The organism is Massilia pseudoviolaceinigra, assembly GCF_030846505.1.
GTDB classification, from domain to species: Bacteria; Pseudomonadota; Gammaproteobacteria; order Burkholderiales; family Burkholderiaceae_D; genus Telluria_A; species Telluria_A violaceinigra.
Genome location: NZ_JAVCWL010000015.1, coordinates 1 through 22690, shown reverse-complemented (window position 1 = coordinate 22690; position 22690 = coordinate 1). Strand labels below are relative to the sequence as shown.

Genomic DNA, 22690 nt, shown 5'->3' with positions numbered 1-22690 from the left:
ATGCCCGCATTCCGTTATGAAGCCGTCGATGGCGACGGCGCCACCCGCAAGGGCGTGGTCAACGCCGACAGCGCCCGTTCGGCGCGGGCCGACCTGCGCCTGCAGGGCCTGACCCCGCTCACGGTCGACGCCATCGCCGCCCAGCTCGATGCCGCCGGCGTCGAGAAAAGCCGCGGCTTCGGCGAGCGCTTGTCGCAGGTCGAGCTGGCGCTGTTTACGCGCCAGCTGGCCAGCTTGCTGGAGGCCGGCCTGCCGCTCGAACAGGCGTTTACCGCGCTGCTGGAACAGGCCGAGCGCCCGTATGTGCGCGACCTGGTGGCCTCGATCCGCTCGGAAGTGATGGGCGGCGCCTCGTTTTCCGATGCCCTCTCGCGCCACCCGCGCGACTTTGCCGAGATCTACCGGGCGCTGGTCGCCTCGGGCGAGCAGATCGGCCACCTGGCGCGCGTGCTCTCGCGCCTGGCCGACTACATCGAACGGCGCAACGCGCTGGTGCAGAAGGTGCGCCTGGCGTTCACCTACCCGGCCATCGTCACCGTGGTGGCGTTCGCGATCGTGATCTTCCTGCTCACCTACGTGGTGCCGCAGATCGTCTCGGTGTTCGCCAACACCAAGCAAAAGCTGCCGCTGCTGACCGTCATGATGCTGGCGGTGTCGAATTTCGTGCGCGCCTACGGCATTGTCGTCGGCATCCTGCTCGTGGCCGCCTTCTGGCTGTGGCGGCGCGCGCTGCGCAATCCCGTGCTCAAGCGCCAGTGGCATACCTGGCTGCTGACGGCGCCGGTGTACGGCAAATTCGAGCGCAGCCTGAACACGGCGCGCTTCGCCAGTACCCTGGCGATCACCACCGGCTCGGGCGTGCCGATCCTGCGCGCGCTCGACACCAGCCGCGACACCTTGTCGAACGTGGCGATGAAGGAACTGGTCGAGCAGGCCAGCGCCAGCGTGCGCGAAGGCGTCAGCCTGGCGCGCGCGTTGTCGGCCCAGAAGCACTTTCCGCCGATGCTGATCCACATGATCCGCGCCGGCGAGATCACCGGCGAACTGCCCGCCATGCTGGAACGGGCCGCCAATTCGCAGCAGCAAGACCTGGAGCGGCGCACGCTGACCATCGCCGGCCTGCTCGAACCGGTGCTCATCCTGGCCATGGGCGTGGTGGTGCTGCTGATCGTGCTCGCGGTGCTGATGCCTATTATTGAAATCAATCAGCTGGTGCGGTAAAAAGGAATGTAATGAAGCGTTTGCCAATAGTTGTTAGCCTGATTGCCGTGGTCTTCCTGTCGGCCTCGATCGCGTACTGGGCCATGCAGTTCTTCCGGGGCGAGCAGCGTCCGATCGTGGCCGTGGCCAGCGCGCCCGACCCGGTGCCGGCGCCCGACGCCGCCGCCACCCTGTTCGGCGGCCAGGCCGCCACCGTGGTGGTCAGCAATTACCAGCTGACCGGCGTGGTCTCGGCCGGGCGCGACAGCGTCGCCATCCTGGTGTCCGACGGCCAGCCGCCGCGCGCGCTCAAGGTGGGCAAGGAGATCGCCCCGGGCGTGACCGTCACCTCGGTGTTCCCGCGCTATATCACCTTGTCCGAAGGCGGGGTCGAGAAACGCATCGAGCTGGCCACCGACGCCAAGGCCGGTGCCGAGATGGCGCCGCCGATGCCGATGCCGCAGACCAACAGCGGCGAACAGAACCAGGGCCAGAACCAGCAGCCGCCGCCGGCCGAACCGCCCCAGGCCCCCGGCCTGAGCCCGGAACCGCCGCAGAACGCGCCGCCGTCGCCGCCGCCGCCGCAGATGCCGGCCCCGACCCGCACCATGGTCAGCCCCGGCAACCAGCCCGCTACCCAATAAGCGGCGCATGAAGCGTTTGCGCATCCTGGCCGCGGCCTGCGCCCTGGGCTGGCACGCCGGCGCGGCGCTGGCCCAGTCCGTCGCCCCGGCCACGCCCGCCGGCGTCGCGGTGCCTGCCCGTCCGAAGGTGGCGCTGGTGCTCTCCGGCGGCGGCGCGCGCGGCTTTGCCCATATCGGCGTGCTGCGCGTGCTGCGCGAACTGCACGTGCCGGTCGACATCGTGGTCGGCACCAGCATGGGCAGCGTGATCGGCGGCGCCTACGCGGCCGGCTCCTCGGTGTCCGACCTGGAACAGATGGCGCGCCTGACCGACTGGGACCGCGTGGTGGCCGACCGCCCGGCGCGCGAAGACCTCGAATTCCGGCGCCGCGAAGAAGACGTGCTGCTGCCGTCCCGCATCGAGTTCGGCGTGCACCGCGACGGCATTTCGCTGCCGCCGGCCGCCGCCGGCAATGCCGCGCTGGAGCAGGCCCTGGCGCGCCTGCTGCCCGCCGGTACGCGCGACCGCCCCGTCAATCAACTCAGCTTGCCGTTTCGCTCGGTCGCCTCCGACCTGGTCACGGGCGAGCTGGTCGACCTGGTCGACACCCCGCTGTTCCTGACCATGCGCGCTTCGCTCGCCGTGCCGGGCGTGTTCGCGCCGGTGCGCGTCAACCAGCGCCTGGTGGTCGACGGCGGCCTGGTGCGCAACCTGCCGATCGACCTGGCGCGCAAGATGGGCGCCGACATCATCATCGCCGTCAACGTCGGCACCCCGCTCGCGCCCGAGAAAAACCTCGGCAGCGCGCTCGGCGTGGCGCAGCAGATGATCAATATCCTGACCGAACAGAACGTGCAGCGCTCGATCCGCGAACTCGGCCCCAACGACGTGCTCATCTCGCCCGAGCTGAGCGGCACCAGCTTCCTCGATTTCCGCAATATCGACAGCGCCATCAAGGGCGGCGAGCTGGCCGCGCGCGAACTGTCGCAGCGCCTGGCGGCGCTGGCGCTGCCGGCCGGCGAGTATGCGCTGTTCGAGAACAACCGGCTGGCCACGCCGCCGCTGTCGGACACGGCGCTGCCGCTGGCCGAGGTCAAGGTCGAGAGCAGCGGGCGCATCAATCCGAAAATCCTGCAGGTGCAGTCCGGTCTTGCGCAGGGACAGACGCGCACGCGCGAGCAGGTGCGGCGCGCCGCCAACAGCCTGTACGGGCGCGGCGACCTGGAACGGGTCGAAACCGACATCGACGATGAGGGCGGCCAGCGCGCCGTCGCCATCCGCGCCACCGAATCGAGCTGGACCAACAGCCGCCTGCGCGTGGGCCTGGAACTGGCCAGCGACTTCGACGACGCCAACCGCTTCGCCCTGAAGGTGATGCACGTGCGTTCGTCGATGAATCCGTGGGGCGGGGAATTGCGCACCAGCGCCCAGATCGGCGACGAGCGCGGCATCGGCGTGCAGTTCCATCAGCCGCTCGGCGCCGGCTCGCCCTGGTATGTGGCGCCCGAGGCCCAGTACAGTTCGAGTTCGTTCGACCTGTTCAAGGAAGGCCGGCGCCAGAGCCGCCATGCCTATTCGCAGCGCTCGCTGCGCTTCGTGGTGGGGCGCGAGCTGGGCACCTGGGGCGACGTGCAGGGCGGCATGGTGCGCCAGCACCTGGGCGCGCGCGCCGTGATTCCCGAGCAAGAGAACGGCGAGCTCGCGGCCAGCACTTATCACTACCTGCGCTACCGGGTCGACACGCTCGATTCGCTCGGCTTTCCCAGCCGCGGCTACCTGCTCGACGCCCAGCTGGCGGGCAGGGGCAGCGGGGCCGATGGCGCCGGCGCAATGGCGCAGTTTTCCCTGCTCGGGCTGGGCGCCTTCCGCACGCGCGACTGGGCCGGGCACGTGTACGGCGAATACGCGATTTCCAGCAGCGGCGCCGCGCCGCTCAGCCTGGGCGGCTTCTTGCGTCTGTCCGGCTCGCTGCCGGAATCGCTCGAAGGCAACCGCATCGCCTTCGGGCGGCTGGTCATGGCGCGCCGCATCGGCGCCTTGCCCGTGACCCTGGGCGGCACCGTGCGCGCCGGCTTTTCGCTGGAAGCCGGCGGCGCCTTCGACCGCTCGGAACAGGAAGCGGCGCAGAGCGGCGCGGCCTTCAAGCAAGCCATCAGCGGCTTCCTGTCGGTCGATACGCGCTTCGGGCCGGTGTATGTGGGCGCCGGCAAGACCGTGCGCGGCGGCGGCACCGCCTACCTGTTTCTCGGGCCGATCTGGTAGGCACGGGCCGGCCCGGGCGCAGGCCTAGCTGCGGCGCAGGGCGGTGAAAGCGCTCGACTCCCACGATTGAAAGCCGAGCAGCAGGGTCACGCCATTGCGCTCCTCGCTGGCCAGGCGGCGGTCGGCCTGGTGCAGGCGGGCCAGTTCGGCCGCCAGCTGCTGGATTTTCACCAGCAGTTCGCGCGAACTGCCCAGGGACAGGCGCGCGGGCAGGCACATCAGCGTTTCGCCGGCGCCATCGAAACGGCCGCGGAAGTAATCCTCCACCACATGCTCGCGGAAATACTGCTGCACCGGCCCGTCCGGCAGCCAGCGGAAGGTGGTCGACACGCGCATGCTGTAGCGATTCAGGGGTTTGAGTTCGATCAGGCCGAGGCGGTCCAGTTCCACCATCAGGCCGATGCATTCCGGCTCGCTGACATTGTAGGTTTCGACGATCTGGTCGAGCGTCCAGTTGCCCAGGCAGCAGATGGCGACCAGCAGCAGGCGCGGATTGGCCATCAGCGACTTTTCCTGGGTTGGGGTAAGGGTATCGGCCTGGGGCCGGGCGTCGGCGGCGCGGCGCAGCACGTCTTCGAGCGGCACCCCGGCCGCCTTGCAGATTTGCGCCAGGCGCGACAAGGCCATATCCTTCTGGCCGAACATCCGTTTGACGCTCGACTCGCTCATGCCGATGCGGGCGGCCAGCGCCTTGTAGGTGATGCCCGCCGCGCGCAACTCCGCGCGCAACACTTGTATGACCAGCTCAGGTGAGCTCATGCGATTCCTTTGAGGGCGAAATGTACAGTTATCCGATACTCAATGTACCGAATTTCAGTGCTTCGCACAAGCAGATAGGACTTTTTGAGGAAAAGCAGGACACTGGCTTCATACCAGAAGCGCCCACGCCTGAAAGAGAACAGATGCCGAAACCCCCGCTGCTTGCCGCCCTCCTGCTGACCGTGTTCAGCGGTGCCGCCAGCGGCGCCAGTTACGGCGACACCAGCCCGATCTATGCGGGCGGCGGGGCCGGGCGGATGCAGTTCAATGCGGACTGCGGCGGCCCCTGGCAATGCAAGGGGCAGGACAATGGCAGCGGCAAGCTGTTCGCCGGCTTCAACTTTGCGCCGTTCAGCGTGTGGCAGGGTTCCGAGCTGACCAGTTCGCTTGAACTGGTGGGCTACCGCGGCGGCAAGGCGAGTCTGGGGCGGCGCGGCGCGGCCTCGTTTGGCGGCGCGGGGCTGTCGTACCGCATCAGTTCGCGCGAGACCGATGCTGTGTCGGTGCATGCAAGGGTAGGGATGACGCGGCTGTCGGGCAAGTTCGATGGCGCTTCAAGCGCATCGACTGGCGTGACGGGCGGGGTAGGAATCGCGTATGCGCTCGACAAGCATCTGTCGATGACCGCCGATGTCGATTTGCTCAGGGCCAGTTTTGGCGCCTTGGCACGCACGCATGTGCATTTATTGACGTTAGGCGCCGCCTACAAGTTCTAGGCGGCGCGCACACAAGGATGGCCTGATCGCGGGCGCCCGCCGGGGCGCCCGCTGGCGGCCCCTGAATTCGTTCAACAATCATGAGAGGACGGCCGCGCCGTCATCGCTGCGCTGTACCGTGCCGGCTTCGAGCAAGCTTGGGCGTGTATTGCAGTCAGGCCCATTTCGCTGCCCATCCAGGGCGGAATTTCCGGAGGGACTTTGCTATGGAACAAGTAACGAAATATTTGCCGGTCACCTGTTTGGCGGAAGCTGGCGAAAGCTGGTACCGCGGCCTCGATTCCAACGCGTCCGAGTACTTGCTGGCCAGGGTCAACCTGGCGGCAGAACGATGGGCTGCACATCCCTTACTCGATATCAGGCTCAATTTCGCCACATTATTTAACCAGCCCAACCCGGGCGGTAAGCCGGATGAGAAGGAAAATAGCGAAGTAGAGATGATCGGCCAGAAAATCTATGCTTATCTCAAGGACGCGGGTCCAGCCCTGCATGTGGCGACGTTTACTACCGGAATACTCAAGGAATGGGTTTTTTACCTGGGTAATCGTCAAGCGGTCCCGGCAATCCATGAAAAAATTCAATCCGAGATCAGGTCGCACGAAGTGGAATGCGCGGGGCAGTCCGATCCCGCGTGGAAGGAATTTGCGTCCATTTTGAGCAAATGCCATATCCGCAAGAACGTGCATTCATAGGGGACCGGATATGCGACCGTCGTTCCTGGCATTGGCAGAAACGACGGTGTTAGGGATGGTAGAAACAATCACCGGTCGCGGCGGAGCGACGGCATTGAAGCGCGAGCCGGTTAATCCGGCTCCGGTTCCAGCTTGGCTTTCTTGAGCGCGCGCTTGGCCGCCTGGCGCTCCTGCGCCGGACCCTTGGCGTGCGGCCCGGCGGCGCGCAGCTTGGCTGCCACGGCCACCGGATTGCGTACCTTGGCAACCTGCTGCGTCGGCTTGACCGTGATGCGCATCTTTTGCCGCGTCGCCAATGCCTTGTTTGCCATTGCGCGCCCCTTACAGCACGTAGCGCGACAAGTCTTCGTTGTCGGCCAGTTTGTCCAGACGCTCGTTCACGTACGCGGCGTCGATCGCCACCACGCTGCCGCCGGTCTCGCTGGCGGTGAACGAGACTTCCTCAAGCAGCTTTTCCATCACCGTGTACAGGCGGCGCGCGCCGATATTCTCGGTGCGCTCGTTGACCGAAAACGCAATCTCGGCCAGCCGCGTGATGCCGCCCGGCGCGAATTCAACCTTGACGTCCTCGGTCGCCAGCAGCGCTTCGTACTGCTTGGTCAGGCAGGCATCGGTGCTGGTCAAAATGCATTCGAAATCGGCGATCGACAGCGATTCGAGCTCGACCCGGATCGGAAAGCGACCCTGCAGTTCGGGAATCAGATCCGACGGCTTGGCCAGGTGGAACGCGCCCGATGCGATGAACAGAATGTGGTCGGTGCGGATCATGCCGTACTTGGTGTTGACCGTGGTGCCCTCGACCAGCGGCAGCAGGTCGCGCTGCACGCCGGCGCGCGAGACGTCGGCCCCGCCCATTTCGGAGCGCGAGGCGATCTTGTCGATCTCATCGAGGAACACGATGCCGTTCTGCTCGACGTTGGCGATCGCCTTTTGCTTCAACTCGTCATCGTTGACCAGCTTGGCCGCTTCTTCATCGATCAGGATCTTCATCGCTTCGCGGATCTTGATCTTGCGCGGCTTCTTGCGCGCCGCGCCGATGCCGGAAAACATGGACTTGATCTGCTCGGTCATTTCTTCCATGCCGGGCGGGGCCATGATTTCCATCTGCGGACCGGCCTCGGCCAGCTCCAGCTCGATTTCGCGGTCGTCCAGCTCGCCTTCGCGCAAGCGCTTGCGGAAGGTCTGGCGCGTGCCCTCGCCTTCCTTGGTTTCAAGCGGCGGCGGCGTGACGTTAAAGCCGAAGTCGCGTGCCGGCGGCACCAGGATGTCGATGATGCGGTCTTCGGCCGCGTCCTCGGCGCGCTGGCGCACCTTTTTCATTTCGCTCGCGCGCGTCTGCTTGATGCCGATGTCGATCAGGTCGCGGATGATGGTGTCGACATCGCGTCCCACGTAGCCGACCTCGGTGAACTTGGTCGCTTCGATCTTGATGAACGGCGCGTCGGCCAGCCTGGCCAGGCGCCGCGCAATCTCGGTCTTGCCCACGCCCGTGGGCCCGATCATCAGAATGTTCTTGGGTGTGATCTCGTGGCGCAGCGGCTCGGCCACCTGCTGGCGGCGCCAGCGGTTGCGCAGGGCGATGGCGACCGCGCGCTTGGCCTTGCCCTGGCCGACCACGTGCTTGTCGAGTTCCGAAACGATTTCACGGGGCGTCATATTCATGGTGCTTGGCATGGTGCTTCCCCTTAATCCAGTGTTTCGATGATGTGCGACATATTGGTGTAGATGCATAGCTGGCCGGCGATGGTCAGCGATTTTTTCACGATCTCGGCCGGCGATAAATCGGTGTTCTCCTGCAGGGCCTTGGCGGCCGACTGGGCGTAGGTGCCGCCGGAACCGATCGCGCCCACGCCGTCTTCCGGTTCGAGCACGTCGCCGTTGCCGGTGATCACCAGGGTCGACTCATGGTCGGCCACCAGCAGCATGGCTTCGAGGCGGCGCAGCACGCGGTCGGTGCGCCAATCCTTGGCCAGTTCCACCGAGGCGCGCAGCAGGTTGCCCTGGTGCTTTTCGAGCTTGCCTTCGAAGCGGTCGAGCAGGGTGAAGGCGTCGGCCGTGCCGCCGGCGAAGCCGCACAGCACCTTGCCCTGGTACAGCTTGCGCACCTTGCGGGCCGTGCCCTTCATGACGATGTTGCCGAGTGTGACCTGGCCATCGCCGCCGAGCGCGACCTGCTTGCCGCGACGTACGCACAGGATGGTGGTGCCGTGAAATTGTTCCATTATCGTTGCCTCTCAGTTAGTGAGCCGCCGCCAGGCCAGGAGTACACTCCCGGGCCGGGCCGGCTGCTTGCATCCCAGAAATGGGGATGCTAAACGAAATTGCAAGATAGCTGCCGGCACCCGCACTGGCGCCGGCGAGGGTCAGTACTTGTGGGGGAACAGCTTGGCCACTTCCGTGAAGCCCAGTAGTTTGAACAGTGCGGCGACCAAATGGTTCAATTCGCGCAGCTCGATTTTTTTGCCGGCCGCGATCGGGCGCAGGCGGTTGAGGAGGGCGGCGGCGGCCGAATAGTCGACCCGCGCCAGGCGCGAGCAGTCCAGCAGCACCGTCTCGTCGCAGGTCGCGGCGTAGGCGTCGATGGCATCGAACAGGGCTGCGGTGCTGCCTTCGATGACCGACGGCAGCATGAAGCGTTCGGTGGCCGGCGCCGCATGCAGGATGCTGACCGCGGTGGCCACCTTCGAGGGCGGTTCGAACGATGGCGGCGACACCTCGTAGGTGACGCAGTAATCCATCGCCGTTTCCTCGAAATCCTTTTCGCGGTCGAGCAGCTGGAACAGCGCCAGCAGCAGCAGCCAGGGCGCTTCGCTGGCGTCGCGCTTGCCGATTTCGATGGTCGAGTGAACCAGCTCGGCCAGTTCGGCGGCGCCGGCCACGATCAGTTCGCGCTCGCTGGCGCGCAGGCGCTTGATGGTTTCGAGCAGCAGGGCGCAGCCGTCCGGGGTGACGGTCTGGATACGCGCGAATTCGAGGCGCAGCACCGGGTTTTCGCCGGCGCGCTGCAGCAGCCGTTCCAGGCGCGGGGCCACTTCGCCATCGAGCACGCCGGAAAACACTTCGGTCGGGGTGACGCCGGAAAAGGTGCGCTCTTCCATGCCGTGCGGCAGCAGCGGCGGCGACCACGAAGGCGGCGAGGTTTCGAACTGGCTGGCGTAATCGATGGCGATATTGTCGAAGTCGTCCTGGCGCCCGCCCACCTGGTACAGGTCGAACAGCATCCACCAGATGGTGCGGTCGTCCTTGCCCAGCTCGGCCAGGCTGTCGAGCAGCATGTGCTCGGTCACGGCCATCTGGTCGTTGGCGAACATGATGGCGATTTCTTCGATGACGGGGGCGGTCTGGGGCGACACCGGCGCGTCCGGCAAGTCTTCGTCGGCCAGCAGCTCGGTGGTGGCCAGTTCCAGCAGCGGCAGGGTGTCGGTCGGGGCGCCATCGGCCACGGGCGGCTTGGCCTTGCGCGGACCGCTGCCCCAGGCCGGTTCCGGCGTGTTGAAGATGTCGTTCGACATGGCCGACTCGATCGCATCGATCTTGGCGGCCGTGGCGCGGGCGATTTCGCGCTGGCGCGCGCGGTCGGCGTCGGTGTCTTGCGCCAGGCGCGACGGTTCGCCGACGCGCAGGCGCGAGTCCGGCGCCGCCTTGGCGCCGGGCTGATCAGTTTTCTTCTTGTTGAAGATGGAGAAGATACCCACGTCGTTCCCTGTCTCGTTCTAAGCTGCGCACTGCGCCGACCATACCGGGCGCCCGACCGCGGCGGGCGCCCTCATTGAACCAACCTCGGCACCGACCCGCGCCAAAGCGCACGGTAGCATGCCGACCCGCACCGCGTCACGCACCCCCATGCCGCGCATTTCCGGCCGGACTGGACCTGCAAGCATAGTGTAGCCTATAGGCAAGCTTCGAGTCGGTTTGGCGGGCGCAGCAAAACAAAAAAGCATGCGGGGGCGAACCCGCATGCTTCTTCGGAGGTGGCGTGCAGCGATGATCAATCGCCGTACAGTTTTTGTTTCAGCTCGCGCCGCTGCTGCGCTTCGAGCGACAGGGTAGCGGTCGGGCGCGCGATCAGGCGCGGAATGCCGATCGGCTCGCCCGTCTCTTCGCACCAGCCGTAGTCGCCCCCGTCGATGGCGGCGATCGACTGCTGCACCTTCTTGAGCAGCTTGCGCTCGCGGTCGCGCGTGCGCAGTTCGAGCGCGTGCTCTTCTTCGATGGTGGCGCGGTCGGCCGGATCCGGCACGAGCACGGTTTCACGCAGGTGCTCGGTGGTCTCGCCTGCGTTCTTGAGCAAGTCTTTCTCGAGCTGCTGCAGACGGGCCTTGAAAAACGCCAGCTGCGCCGGATTCATATAGTCCTTCTCGCCCATGGCCCGAATTTCGTCTTCGGAGATGAGATGGCCTTCTGTATTGACGGCGGGGGTCGATTTAGTTGTTTTAGTCATGACTTCACTTACCTTCGATACGACAGTGGTTTTCATTTTATCAGCTAACTCGGCCGCGGCACCGGTAAAGCGGCGGTGCCTGCGCCCGAAGCGCCTACCTTGACGGCTTGCTGAACTGCCGCCTTGTTCGTGTCTTCCCGCACCTGGATGACTTTTTACTGCCGGTGCGATAAAGCGGGCATCTTAAAACCCGGATAGTTTATACCAAACATTGTTCCAAACCGCTGACAAAGACATCTTTCGGTAAATTTTTGCCAATAAAAACCATTTTGCTGCCACGTTCCTCGTTTTCACCCCATTTTGCACCCAGATCGCTGCCCATCATCTGGTGCACGCCCTGGAATACCACCTTGCGCTCGGCCCCCTGCATCAGCAGCACGCCCTTGTAGCGCAGCATGCGCGGACCGAATACATTGACCAGGCTGGCCAGGAATTCGTCCAGCTTGGCCGGATCGAACGCACGCTTGCTCTTGAAGACGAAGGCGGCGATGTCGTCGCTGTGGTGGCCGTGATGGTGATTATGCTCGTGCTCGTGCCCGTGTTCGTGGCGGCAGGCGTCGGTGTGCACGTGCTCGTGGTCGTGCCCGTGTTCTTCTTCGGCCTTGAGGAAGTCCGGGTCGATCTCGAGCTTGTCGTTCAGGTTGAAGCCGCGGATATCGAGCACCTCGGCCAGCGGGGCGCGGCCGAAATCGACCTGGCTGATCGGCGCGCGCGGGTTGATGCGCATCAGGCGCGCCTTGAGCGCATCGAGCTGGGCCGGCTCGACCAGGTCGGTCTTGGAGATCAGCAGCTTGTCGGCAAAGCCGACCTGGCGCTGGGCTTCCTCGTAGTCGTCGAGCTGGGTCATGGCATGGCGCGCGTCGACCACGGTCAGCACGGCGTCGAGCATATAGTGCACGCCGACTTCCTCGTCCATGAAAAAGGTTTGCGCCACCGGGCCCGGATTGGCGAGACCCGTCGTCTCGATGATGATGCGGTCGAAGTGCAGTTCGCCGGCTTCGCGTTTTTTGGCCAGCGCCGACAGCGCCACGATCAGGTCGCCGCGCACGGTGCAGCAGATGCAGCCATTGTTCATTTCGACGATCTGTTCGCTGCTGTCCTGCACCAGGATTTCGTTGTCGATGTTTTCCTGGCCGAATTCATTCTCGATGACGGCAATCTTCAGCCCGTGGTCTTCCTGCAGGATGCGGTTCAGGAGCGTGGTTTTGCCTGCGCCGAGGAAGCCGGTCAGGATGGTGCTGGGTATCAGGGCCATGTTTGTCATCAGTCAGTGTGGCGCCCGGGCCGGGCGAATAATCGAGCGATTATGCCGGATTTCGCCATTTGCTTCCAACTACCGCCACATCGCTTGATGCGGATCATGCCGCAAGCGGCACGGAAAGGGTGTTTGGTGTGCTTATTTGGCCTTGGCGCGCGGGTGCGCCTGGTCGTACACGGCCGCCAGGTGCTGGAAGTCGAGCGCCGTGTAGACCTGGGTCGAGGTGATGCTGGCGTGGCCGAGCATGTCCTGCACGGCGCGCAGGTCGCCCGACGATTGCAGCACGTGCGAGGCGAACGAGTGGCGCAGCATGTGCGGATGCACGTGCACCGGGGTGCCGGCCGCGATCGCGTGCTGTTTCAGGCGTAGCTGCACCACGCGCGGCGACACCCGGGTGCCGCGTTCGGACAGGAACAGGGCGCCGCTGCCGTCGGTCGGCGGCGGGCGCACCGCCAGCCAGGCCGCCAGCGCGGTGCGCGCATGACTGCCGATCGGCACCGTGCGCATCTTGTTGCCCTTGCCGGTGACCAGCACATCGCCCGAGGCCAGGTCGATCCAGCCGAGCGAGGCGGGTTCGCCGTCGCGGCCCTTGCTGTAGAGCACATCGAGCCCGGCCAGTTCCGCCACCCGCAAGCCGCTCGAATAGAGCAGCTCGAACATGGCGCGGTTGCACAGCTCGGCGGAAGCGAGGGTGGCGCGCCCGGGCGGGGCGGATGAGACCAGCTGCACCGCGTCGTCCACCGCCAGCGCTTTGGGCAGCGGGCGCGGACGCTTGGGCGCGCGCACGCCGTCGGTGGGGTTGGCCGCCAGGCTCACCTGGTGCGACAGCCAGCCGAAAAAGCCGCGCCAGCTCGACAGCTTGCGCGCGATCGAGCGCGGTCCCAGTTCCTGCCCGTGCAGGATCGAGGTCAGGCGGCGGATGTCGGCCTGGCGCACCTGCTGCCAGGGCATGCCCTTGGCGAGGGTGTGCAATTGCCGCAGGTCGCGCCGGTAGGCGCTGATGGTGTGCGGCGAGAGCTGGCGCTGGGTTTCGAGCTGGGCCAGGTAGCGTTCGACCCAGTCCAGCTCGCTCGCGCTCTCCATCTCAGGCACGCAGGGCGGCCAGCGCGGCGCTGGCGGTGTCGCCGATATGGGCCAGGAAATCGGTGCCCATGCTGGCGGTGAAGCGTTCCGGATCGGGGGACCCCAAGATCAGCAGGCCAAATGCGCTGCCGTTGCTGCGCAGCGGCAGGATCACGGTCGACTGCACCGCGCTAGCGTCGGCCAGCCAGCGCACCGCTTCGAAGTCGTGGTTGCTGCCGCAGTAAGGCGCCAGCAGGCTGTTGGCGAACAGGCGCGCATCTTCCGACACGCCGTTCACATACCAGCTGCCCGCATGCGCCGGCGCCAGCTGCCACAGGCGCAAGGTGGCCTGGGGTACGCCGAAATGGGTGGCCAGGCCCTCGACCAGGGCGCGCGGCATGTCGCTGTCGTGGCGCGTCTTGAGCAGGGTCTGGGTCCAGCCGTGGAATTTATTGGCGATGGCGGCGTTCGCTTCGGCCAGGCGCACCAGGTCCGACATGCGCAGTTCGAGCGCCTTGTATTTATCGCGCATCACTTCCATCTGGCGTTCCTGCAGCGAGACGGCCTTGCCGGTCAGGGGGCTGGACAGCTTGACTTCGCCCAGCAGGTTGGCGTGTTCCTGGAAAAAGTGCGGATGGTCGGCCAGGTAGTCGGCGACGGCGGTGGAATCCAGTGTGGCGGTCATTGAAGTCTTTACTTGAAGTCTTGGTGCGGGTGAAAAACGTCCCGCAATTCTAACCTAAGCGACCGCTTGCGCGCGCCCATGAAAAAAGACGCCCGCAGGCGTCTTTTTTGCAGAGCCGCGTCGTGCGGCGCCGTGCTTAGAAGCGGTGACGCACGCCGATCTGGATGGCGTGGCTGTCTTCGCCAGCGACTTTGGTGAAGCCGCCCGGCGAACCGGCCGCGCCCGGCGTGTACTGGCCGTCGTTCTGGTTCTTGATGTGCGACAGCACGCTGTAGACGTCGGTACGGGCCGAGATGTTGTAGTCGTAACCGACCGCCACCAGGGTCGCATCGCTGTTCGAGGCGGTACGGTCGTTCTGGCGCGCTGCCGAGGCCATCAGGCGGCCCTGGCCCAGGCGGTAGTGCATGCCGAGCTGGTAGCTGCTGGCATCGACCTGGCTGTTGCGGGTGATGTTGTCGTTGTAGATCTTGTTCAGGGCGGCGATGTTGGCAGCCGGAACGCCAGCGGCGCGCAAGCCCGGCGCGACCGAGCCGGTGAACACGTTGAAGTAGTCGGCCAGCAGGGCCGAATTGCGGTTGACCTGGTCGTGGTAGCCGGCGAACAGCTTGAAGTCGCCCATTTTCACCGAACCGCCCACGGTGGTGGTGGTCAGGCTCTTGCGGCCTTGCAGGTCTTCACCCTGGTTGTGGCCGACGCCGAGGTCGAAGTTACCCTTCTTGTAGGTAACCGCTGCGCCCAGGAACTTGTTGTAGCGGCCCAGGTAGCCGGAATTCTTGGTGCCGTACATCAGCGAGCCGCCCAAACCGGACGGGGTGGCGATGCGGTACTGGATCGATTTCTGCGAACGGATATCCGCGCCCAGTGCGGTAAAGCCGGCGGTGCCGCCGGTGATGCCGCCCCAGGTGCCGCCGGTGCCGGTCTCGAACGCGTCAGCCGCGGCGAACACTTCATAGCCCGGGGTGTACATGCGGCCGATCATGATGGCGCCCACTGGCGTGATCAGGCCGACCATGGCGGTGCGGTCGAACAGGGCTTTCTCGGAATTGACGGCCACGGCTGGCTGCAGGCCGGTGCGCAGGCTGGCCAGGGTCGATGCCAGAGCCGGGCTCTTGAAGGCATCCATGCCCTTGGTCAGGTAGAAACCTTGGTTCGGGGTGACCAGGCCAGGACTCTGGGTACCGGTGTCGAGTTCGACGCGCGCTTCCAGATTGAAGATGGCCTTAAAACCACCGCCGATGTCTTCGGTACCTTTGAGACCGATGCGCGAACCGTCCGCGATGCCACTGACGAGTTTGGCCGATTCACCCTTGGTTTTCATAAAACCAGCGTCGGCGATACCGTAAATGGTCACGCTGGACTGGGCCAGGACCGGGGCTGCGAAACAGGTAGCGATTACACCAGCGATTAATTTTGTTTTCATTGTGTCTCCAGGAGATTATTTTGTCTAAAAACGAACGTGCGTACTAATTCGTTTTAACCAATATGCCATCGTTTTTTAGCCTTGTACAGAAAGCCGGGACCGCACGCAAGTACTGGTTGCGAAAAAGACACAGACGAAGCAAAAACGTCAATACCGTCTTATCTTAAACACCACAGCATCACGCGGATGCGACAAGGGCGTCGATGGTTACCCATTCGCCGCCCTTTGTTTTATCCGACAGACTTATGTCCGGCGCGGTTCACACCGCACCTTATATCAGAAAGCGTGATTCACGCCCAGTGCATAGATATTCATGCTCGACGGAACGGTCGGGCCTTTCTTGTTGGACGCATCGGCATACACATAGGTGCGTGGCGAGAGGCTGTACTCGTAGCCGATCGACATTTGCTTGGTCTTCTGCATGCCCTGGTTCAGCGCGCCCTGGTTCTTCTGGCCGTAACCGGCGAGAATCTTGCCAGAACCCATCTTGTAATTGGCGCCGACCACCCACGAACGGGCTTCCTCGCTATTAAAGAAGGTGTGGCCGCGGTCTTGCTGGACGCGCGTGGCCATCAGTTTCAGTTCTGGCGTGGCCATGACATAGCCGGCGATCGACAGCAGGCGCGATTCGACCGCGTTGCGTTCGGCGGCCAGCATCAGCGAGCCGGCCGCGCCCGTGTAGGTGGCCGAGACCGAGTACGGATTGGCCGACGCTTCCGCGCCAGGACGGTATTGCGGATTGGCCAGGGTACCGCGGCCGACGATGGCTGCCGAACCCGAGCTCGATTCCTTGGTGCCGACCGTGGCATTGATCTGGAAGCCGTTGATGACGTTCGAGTTATAGAACACGGCGTTGGAGAAGCGGTTGGTCGAATTGCCAACCAGGCCCAGCGGGTCCGAGGTATAGCCGGCGACCATCAGGTCGGTCTGGAAACCGGCAGGGCTAGGCACGCCATGGAAGGGCTCGAACTGGGTGCTGGTTTCCTGGAACGCGGTCAGGCCGCGCCCGATGCGCACCATGCCGAAGCCGCCTTGCAGGCCGACCCGGCTCTGACCCTGGAACAGCGGACGCTGGACGCCGCCGCCGCCCTGCTCGATGGTGCCCGAATCCGGTTCATAGCGAATTTCGAGCTGGAACAAGGCTTTCAGGCCGCTGCCGAGGTCTTCGACGCCTTTGAAACCGAGCGTGTTATTAGCGCGCTTGCCGATGGCCAGCGATTGGTCGGTACGCTTGATCATGCCGGCATCAACGGTGCCGTAGATGACCACAGACGATTGGGCTTGTGCAAAGCCGGCGCTTGCGCCGAGAAGTGCCAGAGCGACCAGTGATTTTTTCATGTACACGTCCTTAAAAGTGAATCCGTCGAATCCGACAGTGCGTTGAGTTTTCAATTGTCTGAACACTCGGATTAAGAAACCTTAATTGCTTGGCCTTCTGCTAATGGCCGTGGTGGTTGATTATGAGGGGTAGAATTGGTTGAAAGCCAATGATTCCAGCGGTGTTGTTGTATTTATGAAACGTGGCACTGTATTGATACAGGCAAGTGGTCATGCATTTAAATGAAAAGCTTTCATGCGGTATTCCACATATTCTTACTAACAAGCTTTGTGCGAAATCAAGGAAGTGGCCATCAGCGTCCCCCGGCCTGCGCGCCTGACGTAGACTTTAAAACGTCGGCTGCCCCCGCATCAGCCAAGCAAATGTTGTATATTGGCAACCAAACCGGTGCCATGCAGGCTCAGCGGATTGATCTCCTCCAATCAACGTGATGGCATGAACCATGGCAAACCGTGAAGAACTAGCGCTCATCCGTGGCGCGCGCGCTGGCCGCGCTCCGGCCCAGCTCGAACTGGGCACGCTCTATCTGTTCGGCAGTGCGGGCTTGCCCAAAAGCTTGCCGACGGCGCTGCACTGGCTCGACCGCGCCGCCCAGCAGGGCTGCGCCACCGCCTGCCAGCTGATCGGCACCCATATTCCGTTCGACGTCGCGGTGCAGAGCCAGCGCCCGGTGGCGTGCTGGTTCGGGCAAGCCTTCGCCGAGGGCAACCTGCGCGCCGGCGTGGTGCTGGCCCAGCTGATCCTGGGCGGGCATGGGGGCGAAGTGCCGGGTCCCGAGCGGCGCGAGCAAGCCTTCGCCGCGCTCGAGGCGGGCGCGGCGGGCGGGCTGGCCGAGGCCCAGTGGCTGCTGGCGCAGCACCGGCGGCTGACCGGCACCCTCGCGGAAGCGGCTGCGCCGGCCGTGGGCGCGGCGGCCGCCACCCCGATGCGGGCGGTGCCGGCGCCGCTCGCCGCCGCCATGGCGCCGCGCGCGGCCGACCCGCGCTGGCTGCAGCGCGCCGCCGACAGCGGCATGCCCCAGGCCCAGCTCTCGCAGCTCGACAATGACTGGGAAGACGGCCTGATGGACGCCTACGCCAGCCGCGCCCTGCCGCTGGCCAGGGCGCTGGCGCGGCAACTGGGCGCCAGTGCGCGCCTGGGCGGCCAGCTCAGTGCGGCCGACGTCACCCTGCTGTCGCGCTGCGCCCGGGCGCTGGCCGCCGGCGCGGTCGCGGGCGAAGGGGAGGGCGGCGCCGACGAAGCGGAAATCCGCCATTTCTTCGAACTGGCCGCGGCCGAGCACGATGCCCACGCCCAGATGGCGGTCGGCTTGTGGTGCGCGCGCATGCAGGTCGACGGCAAGCGCATCGTGGTCGGCGAAGGGTCGGCCAACTTCAAGAAGGCGATCCGCTGGCTGACCCTGGCCGGCAACCAGGGGCTGGCCGAAGCCTGGTATGCGCTCTCGCGTATCTATATCAAGCCGGAATTCTCCCAGCGCAACGTGCTCGACGCCCAGCGCTATCTGGAGCGCGCGGCAGAAATGGGATACCGCGACGCCCAGCTCGAATGCGGCAACAGCGCCTGGCGCGCGCGCCGCGAAAACGAAAGCAACGATGTGCGGGCCGTGTACTGGCTGCAAAAGGCGGCGCTGCAGGGTTGCCCGCAGGCGGCTGCGGCATTGCACAAGATCGCCCCGCGCTGCGAGGGAGCGGCCTACACCGAAACCGGGGCCTTGAGCGCGTATGGCTTGGGCAGCACGCATCCGTTGCTGGCGGCGCGCCTGGAGCTGGCGGCCTTGTTCGGGCTCACGCGTGCCGAGGCGCTGCTGCTCGATGTCACGGCGGCCGACCAGGGGCATTGCCTGGTGGTCGATATCCGCGGCAGCTACGGGCGCAGCAAACGGCGCCTGGTGGTGATCGATTCGATGCACGAGCGCCACGCGCTGGACCGCATCGTGTGCCTGTTCGATGGCATCGATTGTGGTCCGGGCGGTCCGGAGGGTAATTATAGGCAGCGGCTGTACCGCCTCAAGACGCTGGTGCCGGAGTCCGAGAGCGGGCATGCGGAGCACGGTGAGGTGGAAGCCTACGAGATGGCTGCCTGAGCCGGAAGGCGGGATCCGAATGGCCATCCGAACGGCTAGCCGAACGGCGAGCCCGATGCCGTTGACCTGAGAGCAACGGCGGTCCCTAAGGGCGCGGCCCAAGGGCAAGACTGCATGTCGCGGCGGGTGCTAACGCGGCAGGCTAGACCGTGATTTCCCCGTCAAACACCGTCACGGCCGGACCGCTGAGCATCACGGGCTGGCCATCGCCTTCCCAGGCGATCGACAATTCGCCACCGCGCGCGCTGACGCGCACGGGCGAATCGAGCAGGCCGCGCCGGATGCCGGCCACCACGGCGGCGCAGGCGCCGGTGCCGCAGGCCAGCGTTTCGCCGGCGCCGCGCTCGTACACGCGCAGCCGCACATGCTGCCGGTCCACCACCTGCATGAAGCCCGCATTGACCTTGTTCGGAAAGCGCGCATGCGCTTCGATCAGCGGCCCGGTCTCCTGCACCGGCGCCAGGTCGACATCGTCCACCACCTGCACCGCGTGCGGATTGCCCATTGACACTACCGACACGAACACCGTCTTGCCGCCCTGATACTTAATCGGCAGGGGCCACAAGGTATCCCGGCCTTCGGCCCAGCCGCCCAGGCCGGCCGCGTCGAACGGCACCTGGGCCGTTTCGAGCACAGGGGCGCCCATGTCGACCGTGATCGTGCCATCGGGTTCCAGGCGCGGGGTGATGATCCCCTTCATGGTTTCCACCCGGATGCTGCTCTGACGCGTCATGCCCTTGTCGGTCACGAACTTGACGAAAGCGCGCGCGCCATTGCCGCACTGCTCGACTTCGCCGCCATCGTTATTAAAGATCCGGTAACGGAAATCGCATTCCGCATTCCGTGCTTTTTCCACCACCAGAATCTGGTCGGCGCCGATGCCGAAACGCCGGTCCGCCAGGCGTTGCCACTGGGCGGGGCTGAAATCGACCTGCTGGCTGATCGCATCGATCACGATGAAATCATTGCCGGCGCCATGCATCTTGGTAAATTTGAGTTTCATATTGTCAGTATATTCCTGGCGCGATCATTTTTTCAGGTAAGGCGAGGGCTCGCCGGGCGGACGGGTCTTGAAACGCTTGTGCGTCCAGAAATACTCGGCCGGCGCCTCGCGCACCCGCTCCTCGATGAACGCATTCATGCGGCGCGCCGACTCGACCATGTCGTCGCCCGGATAATTCTCCCAGGCCGGGTAAAACGTCACCTTCCAGCCCGTGTAATTGGGCAGGAACGTCGCCACTACCGGAATCACTTGCGCGCCGGTGGCGGCCGCGATGCGCCCGGGGGCGGTCAGGGTGGCGGCGGGGATGCCGAAAAACGGCACGAATTCGGCATCCTTGTCGCCGAAATCCATATCCGGCAGCATGAAATAGGGCAGGTGCTCGCGCATGGCGCGGATGATCGGTTTGACTCCCTCCTTACGCGAAAATAATTGCACCGGGCGAAAGCGCGACCGCCCCTTGCGCAACACTTCGTCGAACGCGGCATTTTTCTGCGGCACGTACATGGAGCACAAGCTCGTTTCCAGCATGACCGCCACGCCGGCCACGTCCAGGCTCACGAAGTGCGGGCACAGCAAGATGGTCGGGCTGGCCGCGATCTGGGCCAGCGGTACACCCGGCTCGACCTGGATCAGGCGGCGCAGGCGCGCTTCCGGCGCCCACCACAGGATGCCGCGTTCCCACACGCTGCGTGAGTACGACTGGAAATGCTGGCGCGCCAGCACCACCCGTTGCGCCTCCGTCAGTTCCGGCATGCACATGCGCAGATTGGTCAGCGCGATATGGCGGCGCGTCTTGAGCACCATGAACAGCAGGCTGCCCACGCCCGTGCCGACCCGTCCCAGCAGGGGCAGCGGCAACCAGTGCATCAGCCACATCAGGCCCAGCAGGAACTTCATGCGCCCACCTGGGCATCTGGCGCGGGCACGCCGCCGGGCTGCTTGTAGCGGTTATAACTCCAGAAATACTGGGCCGGGCAGCGCGCGATCAGCTGCTCCATGGCGCGGTTGATGGTCGTCGCCTGCTCGGCGGCGGTGCCGTCGAGCGACTGCTCGAAGGGCACGAAGCGCACGATGAAACCTTTGCCTCCCGGGCGCCGCTCGGCGTACACCAGGATGATCTCGGCATTGCCCATCTGTGCCAGCTTGGCCGGCAAGGTCATGCTGTAGGCCGGGCGTCCGAAAAACGGCGCCCACACGCCTTCGCCCTCCTGCGGCACCTGGTCCGGCAGCACCCCGATCGGCTCGCCGCGCTTGAGGCACTTGGCCAGGATGCGCACGCCCGACAGATTGGCCGGCGCCAGATGCAGATTGTGGCGCGCGCGGGCGCCCTCGATCAGCGGCTTGAGGGCGGCCTGCTTGGGCGGGCGGTACATCACGGTCAGCTTGGTGCGCAGCGCGATCTGCTGGGCGGTGATCTCGAAGCAGCCCAGGTGCGGCGTGAGGAACACGATGCCGCGGCCGGCGTCGAGGGCCGACTGGACATAGTCCCAGTTCTCGTCGGTGGCCAGGCGCGCCACTTTGCCGGGCGGCGCGCACCACACGAAGGCCAGTTCGATGATCGACTTGCCGGACTCGGCGATGGCGGCCGACAGGTGCTGGCCGAAGCCGGCCGTGCGCAGATTCGTGCGCATCAGCTTGCGGTAGGAAGGGGAAGCGAGATACACGAACCAGCCCAGCGCGGCGCCCATGACATGCAGGACCGGCAGCGGCAGCTTCGATAAGGTACGGAAAAGGGGAACTAACATGGTTTTTGACGGTCGTTCAACAAACGGCTAGTTGCTTAGCCAAAATTTCTCAAGGAGCGTAAAATACCACGTATGCAGGATCCGCCGAGTTAATAGACAACTTGCGAAGCGGAATATAAATGTCGCTAAAGCGTCGCAGGCAACCCGGTTACTGCGACTTCAATTTCAACAGTAACAGGAGCATTGCATGTCAAACGACTATCTCTTCACGTCCGAATCCGTGTCCGAAGGCCATCCAGACAAGGTTGCCGATCAGATTTCCGACGCCATCCTCGACGCCATCCTTGAGCAAGACCCGAAAGCACGCGTTGCCGCCGAGACTTTATGCAATACGGGTCTGGTGGTGCTGGCCGGTGAAATCACCACCCACGCCAACGTCGATTATATTCAGGTCGCGCGCGAAACGATCAAGCGCATCGGCTATGACAATACCGACTACGGCATCGACTACCGCGGCTGCGCCGTGATGGTCTGCTACGACAAGCAGTCGCCCGACATCGCCCAGGGCGTGGACGAAGGCGCCGGGCTCGACCTGGACCAGGGCGCCGGCGACCAGGGCCTGATGTTCGGCTACGCCTGTGACGAAACGGCCGAGCTGATGCCAGCCGCCATCCATTATGCGCACCGCCTGGTCGAGCGCCAGTCGCAGCTGCGCAAGGATGGCCGCCTGCCGTGGCTGCGTCCGGATGCCAAGTCGCAAGTCACCCTGCGCTACGTCGATGGCCGTCCGGTTGGTGTGGACACCGTGGTGCTCTCGACCCAGCACGCGCCGGAAGTGACGCACGCCCAGATCGAAGAAGCGGTGATTGAAGAAATCATCAAGAAAGTACTGCCGGCCGAGTGGCTGCACGGCACGCGCTACCTGGTCAACCCGACCGGGCGCTTCGTCATTGGCGGCCCGCAGGGCGATTGCGGCCTGACAGGGCGCAAGATCATCGTCGACACCTACGGCGGCGCGGCTCCCCACGGCGGCGGTGCGTTTTCGGGCAAGGATCCGTCCAAAGTCGACCGTTCCGCGGCCTACGCGGCGCGCTACGTGGCCAAGAACGTGGTCGCGGCCGGACTGGCGCGCCAGTGCCAGGTGCAGGTGAGCTACGCCATTGGCGTGGCCAAGCCGATCAACATTACTGTGTATACCGAAGGCACGGGCGTGATTCCCGACGAAAAAATCGCCGCCTTGGTGATGGAACACTTCGACCTGCGTCCGAAAGGCATCGTCCAGATGCTTGATTTGCTGCGTCCGATCTATCAGAAGAGTGCGGCGTACGGCCACTTCGGGCGTGAAGAGCCGGAATTCACGTGGGAGCGCACCGACAAGGTCGCGTTGCTGCGCGCCGAAGCCGGCCTGTCCTAACGCCACATCTTGCAAACCCGCCAACAGCGCGCGGTTTGCAACCCCCA

Annotated in this window: 21 protein-coding genes; 7 read left to right on the top strand and 14 right to left on the bottom strand. The window is 64.8% G+C overall.

The annotated features are described in order from the left end of the window. The 3 genes from gspF to RBA40_RS15980 are packed head-to-tail and all read left to right on the top strand — an operon-like array spanning position 1 to position 4086. A complete protein-coding gene (gene gspF / locus RBA40_RS15990; RefSeq protein ID WP_306625027.1) occupies positions 1-1221 on the top strand; it encodes a type II secretion system inner membrane protein GspF in 1221 nt (406 codons plus the stop codon). 11 nt (positions 1222-1232) lie between these two features. Further along, the gene (locus RBA40_RS15985) at positions 1233-1844 is read left to right on the top strand and encodes a type II secretion system protein N (RefSeq protein WP_306648804.1); all 612 of its coding nucleotides are present in this window, start codon (positions 1233-1235) and stop codon (positions 1842-1844) included. A gap of 7 nt (positions 1845-1851) precedes the next feature. Further along, positions 1852-4086 (top strand): patatin-like phospholipase family protein, encoded by a 2235-nt coding sequence (locus RBA40_RS15980; RefSeq protein ID WP_306648803.1) that lies wholly within the window; start codon positions 1852-1854, stop codon positions 4084-4086. A 24-nt stretch (positions 4087-4110) separates the two neighbouring features. Here RBA40_RS15980 and RBA40_RS15975 read toward each other — a convergent pair whose 3' ends face one another. After that, positions 4111-4845, bottom strand: coding sequence for a helix-turn-helix domain-containing protein (locus RBA40_RS15975; protein ID WP_306648802.1), 735 nt, complete (start codon positions 4843-4845; stop codon positions 4111-4113). Positions 4846-4988: 143 nt separating this feature from the next. Between RBA40_RS15975 and RBA40_RS15970 the strand changes: the two genes are divergently transcribed. Both RBA40_RS15970 and RBA40_RS15965 read left to right on the top strand, forming a co-directional pair. Further along, a complete protein-coding gene (locus RBA40_RS15970) occupies positions 4989-5561 on the top strand; it encodes an outer membrane beta-barrel protein (protein ID WP_306648801.1) in 573 nt (190 codons plus the stop codon). A gap of 206 nt (positions 5562-5767) precedes the next feature. Beyond that, on the top strand, positions 5768-6253 hold the full coding sequence (locus RBA40_RS15965) for a DUF695 domain-containing protein (protein WP_306648800.1): 486 nt from the start codon (positions 5768-5770) through the stop codon (positions 6251-6253). Between the two features lie 110 nt (positions 6254-6363). On the opposite strand, the gene RBA40_RS15960 is transcribed toward RBA40_RS15965, so the two are convergent. From RBA40_RS15960 to RBA40_RS15915, 10 genes are all read right to left on the bottom strand, one after another. Further along, positions 6364-6564: a hypothetical protein gene (locus tag RBA40_RS15960; protein ID WP_054265693.1), complete on the bottom strand. Its 201-nt coding sequence runs from the start codon at positions 6562-6564 to the stop codon at positions 6364-6366. Positions 6565-6574: 10 nt separating this feature from the next. Then, entirely contained in the window at positions 6575-7915 is a 1341-nt protein-coding gene (gene hslU / locus RBA40_RS15955) for an ATP-dependent protease ATPase subunit HslU (protein ID WP_208640244.1), read from the bottom strand. Between the two features lie 23 nt (positions 7916-7938). Further along, positions 7939-8475 (bottom strand): ATP-dependent protease subunit HslV, encoded by a 537-nt coding sequence (gene hslV / locus RBA40_RS15950; RefSeq protein WP_306648799.1) that lies wholly within the window; start codon positions 8473-8475, stop codon positions 7939-7941. 141 nt (positions 8476-8616) lie between these two features. Further along, a complete protein-coding gene (locus RBA40_RS15945; RefSeq protein ID WP_306648798.1) occupies positions 8617-9948 on the bottom strand; it encodes an STAS domain-containing protein in 1332 nt (443 codons plus the stop codon). 293 nt (positions 9949-10241) lie between these two features. Continuing rightward, positions 10242-10694: an RNA polymerase-binding protein DksA gene (gene dksA / locus RBA40_RS15940; protein ID WP_054265697.1), complete on the bottom strand. Its 453-nt coding sequence runs from the start codon at positions 10692-10694 to the stop codon at positions 10242-10244. Between the two features lie 199 nt (positions 10695-10893). After that, positions 10894-11949, bottom strand: a complete 1056-nt coding sequence (locus RBA40_RS15935) for a CobW family GTP-binding protein (RefSeq protein WP_306648797.1) — start codon at positions 11947-11949, stop codon at positions 10894-10896. 141 nt (positions 11950-12090) lie between these two features. Next, a complete protein-coding gene (locus RBA40_RS15930; protein WP_306648926.1) occupies positions 12091-13035 on the bottom strand; it encodes a tyrosine recombinase XerC in 945 nt (314 codons plus the stop codon). 1 nt (position 13036) lies between these two features. After that, positions 13037-13699, bottom strand: coding sequence for a DUF484 family protein (locus RBA40_RS15925; RefSeq protein WP_306648796.1), 663 nt, complete (start codon positions 13697-13699; stop codon positions 13037-13039). A gap of 136 nt (positions 13700-13835) precedes the next feature. After that, entirely contained in the window at positions 13836-15119 is a 1284-nt protein-coding gene (locus RBA40_RS15920; protein ID WP_306648795.1) for a porin, read from the bottom strand. A gap of 276 nt (positions 15120-15395) precedes the next feature. Then, positions 15396-16457 (bottom strand): porin, encoded by a 1062-nt coding sequence (locus RBA40_RS15915; protein WP_306648794.1) that lies wholly within the window; start codon positions 16455-16457, stop codon positions 15396-15398. Positions 16458-16900: 443 nt separating this feature from the next. On the opposite strand from RBA40_RS15915, the gene RBA40_RS15910 reads away from it, so the two are divergent. After that, complete coding sequence (locus RBA40_RS15910) at positions 16901-18541, top strand: tetratricopeptide repeat protein (protein ID WP_306648793.1); 1641 nt, start codon at positions 16901-16903, stop codon at positions 18539-18541. Positions 18542-18683: 142 nt separating this feature from the next. Here the strand turns inward: RBA40_RS15910 and dapF are convergent, their stop codons facing one another. The 3 genes from dapF to RBA40_RS15895 are packed head-to-tail and all read right to left on the bottom strand — an operon-like array spanning position 18684 to position 21289. Continuing rightward, entirely contained in the window at positions 18684-19544 is an 861-nt protein-coding gene (gene dapF / locus RBA40_RS15905; protein ID WP_306648792.1) for a diaminopimelate epimerase, read from the bottom strand. Positions 19545-19568: 24 nt separating this feature from the next. Further along, positions 19569-20441 carry an LpxL/LpxP family acyltransferase gene (locus RBA40_RS15900; protein WP_306648791.1) on the bottom strand — a complete coding sequence of 291 codons (873 nt, stop codon included), beginning with the start codon at positions 20439-20441 and terminating at the stop codon, positions 19569-19571. Beyond that, entirely contained in the window at positions 20438-21289 is an 852-nt protein-coding gene (locus RBA40_RS15895) for a lysophospholipid acyltransferase family protein (RefSeq protein WP_306648790.1), read from the bottom strand. Before RBA40_RS15895 ends, RBA40_RS15900 begins: the two co-directional genes overlap by 4 nt. Positions 21290-21476: 187 nt before the next feature. Between RBA40_RS15895 and metK the strand changes: the two genes are divergently transcribed. Then, positions 21477-22643 (top strand): methionine adenosyltransferase, encoded by a 1167-nt coding sequence (gene metK / locus RBA40_RS15890; RefSeq protein ID WP_099873702.1) that lies wholly within the window; start codon positions 21477-21479, stop codon positions 22641-22643. The last annotated feature ends 47 nt before the right edge of the window (positions 22644-22690 follow it).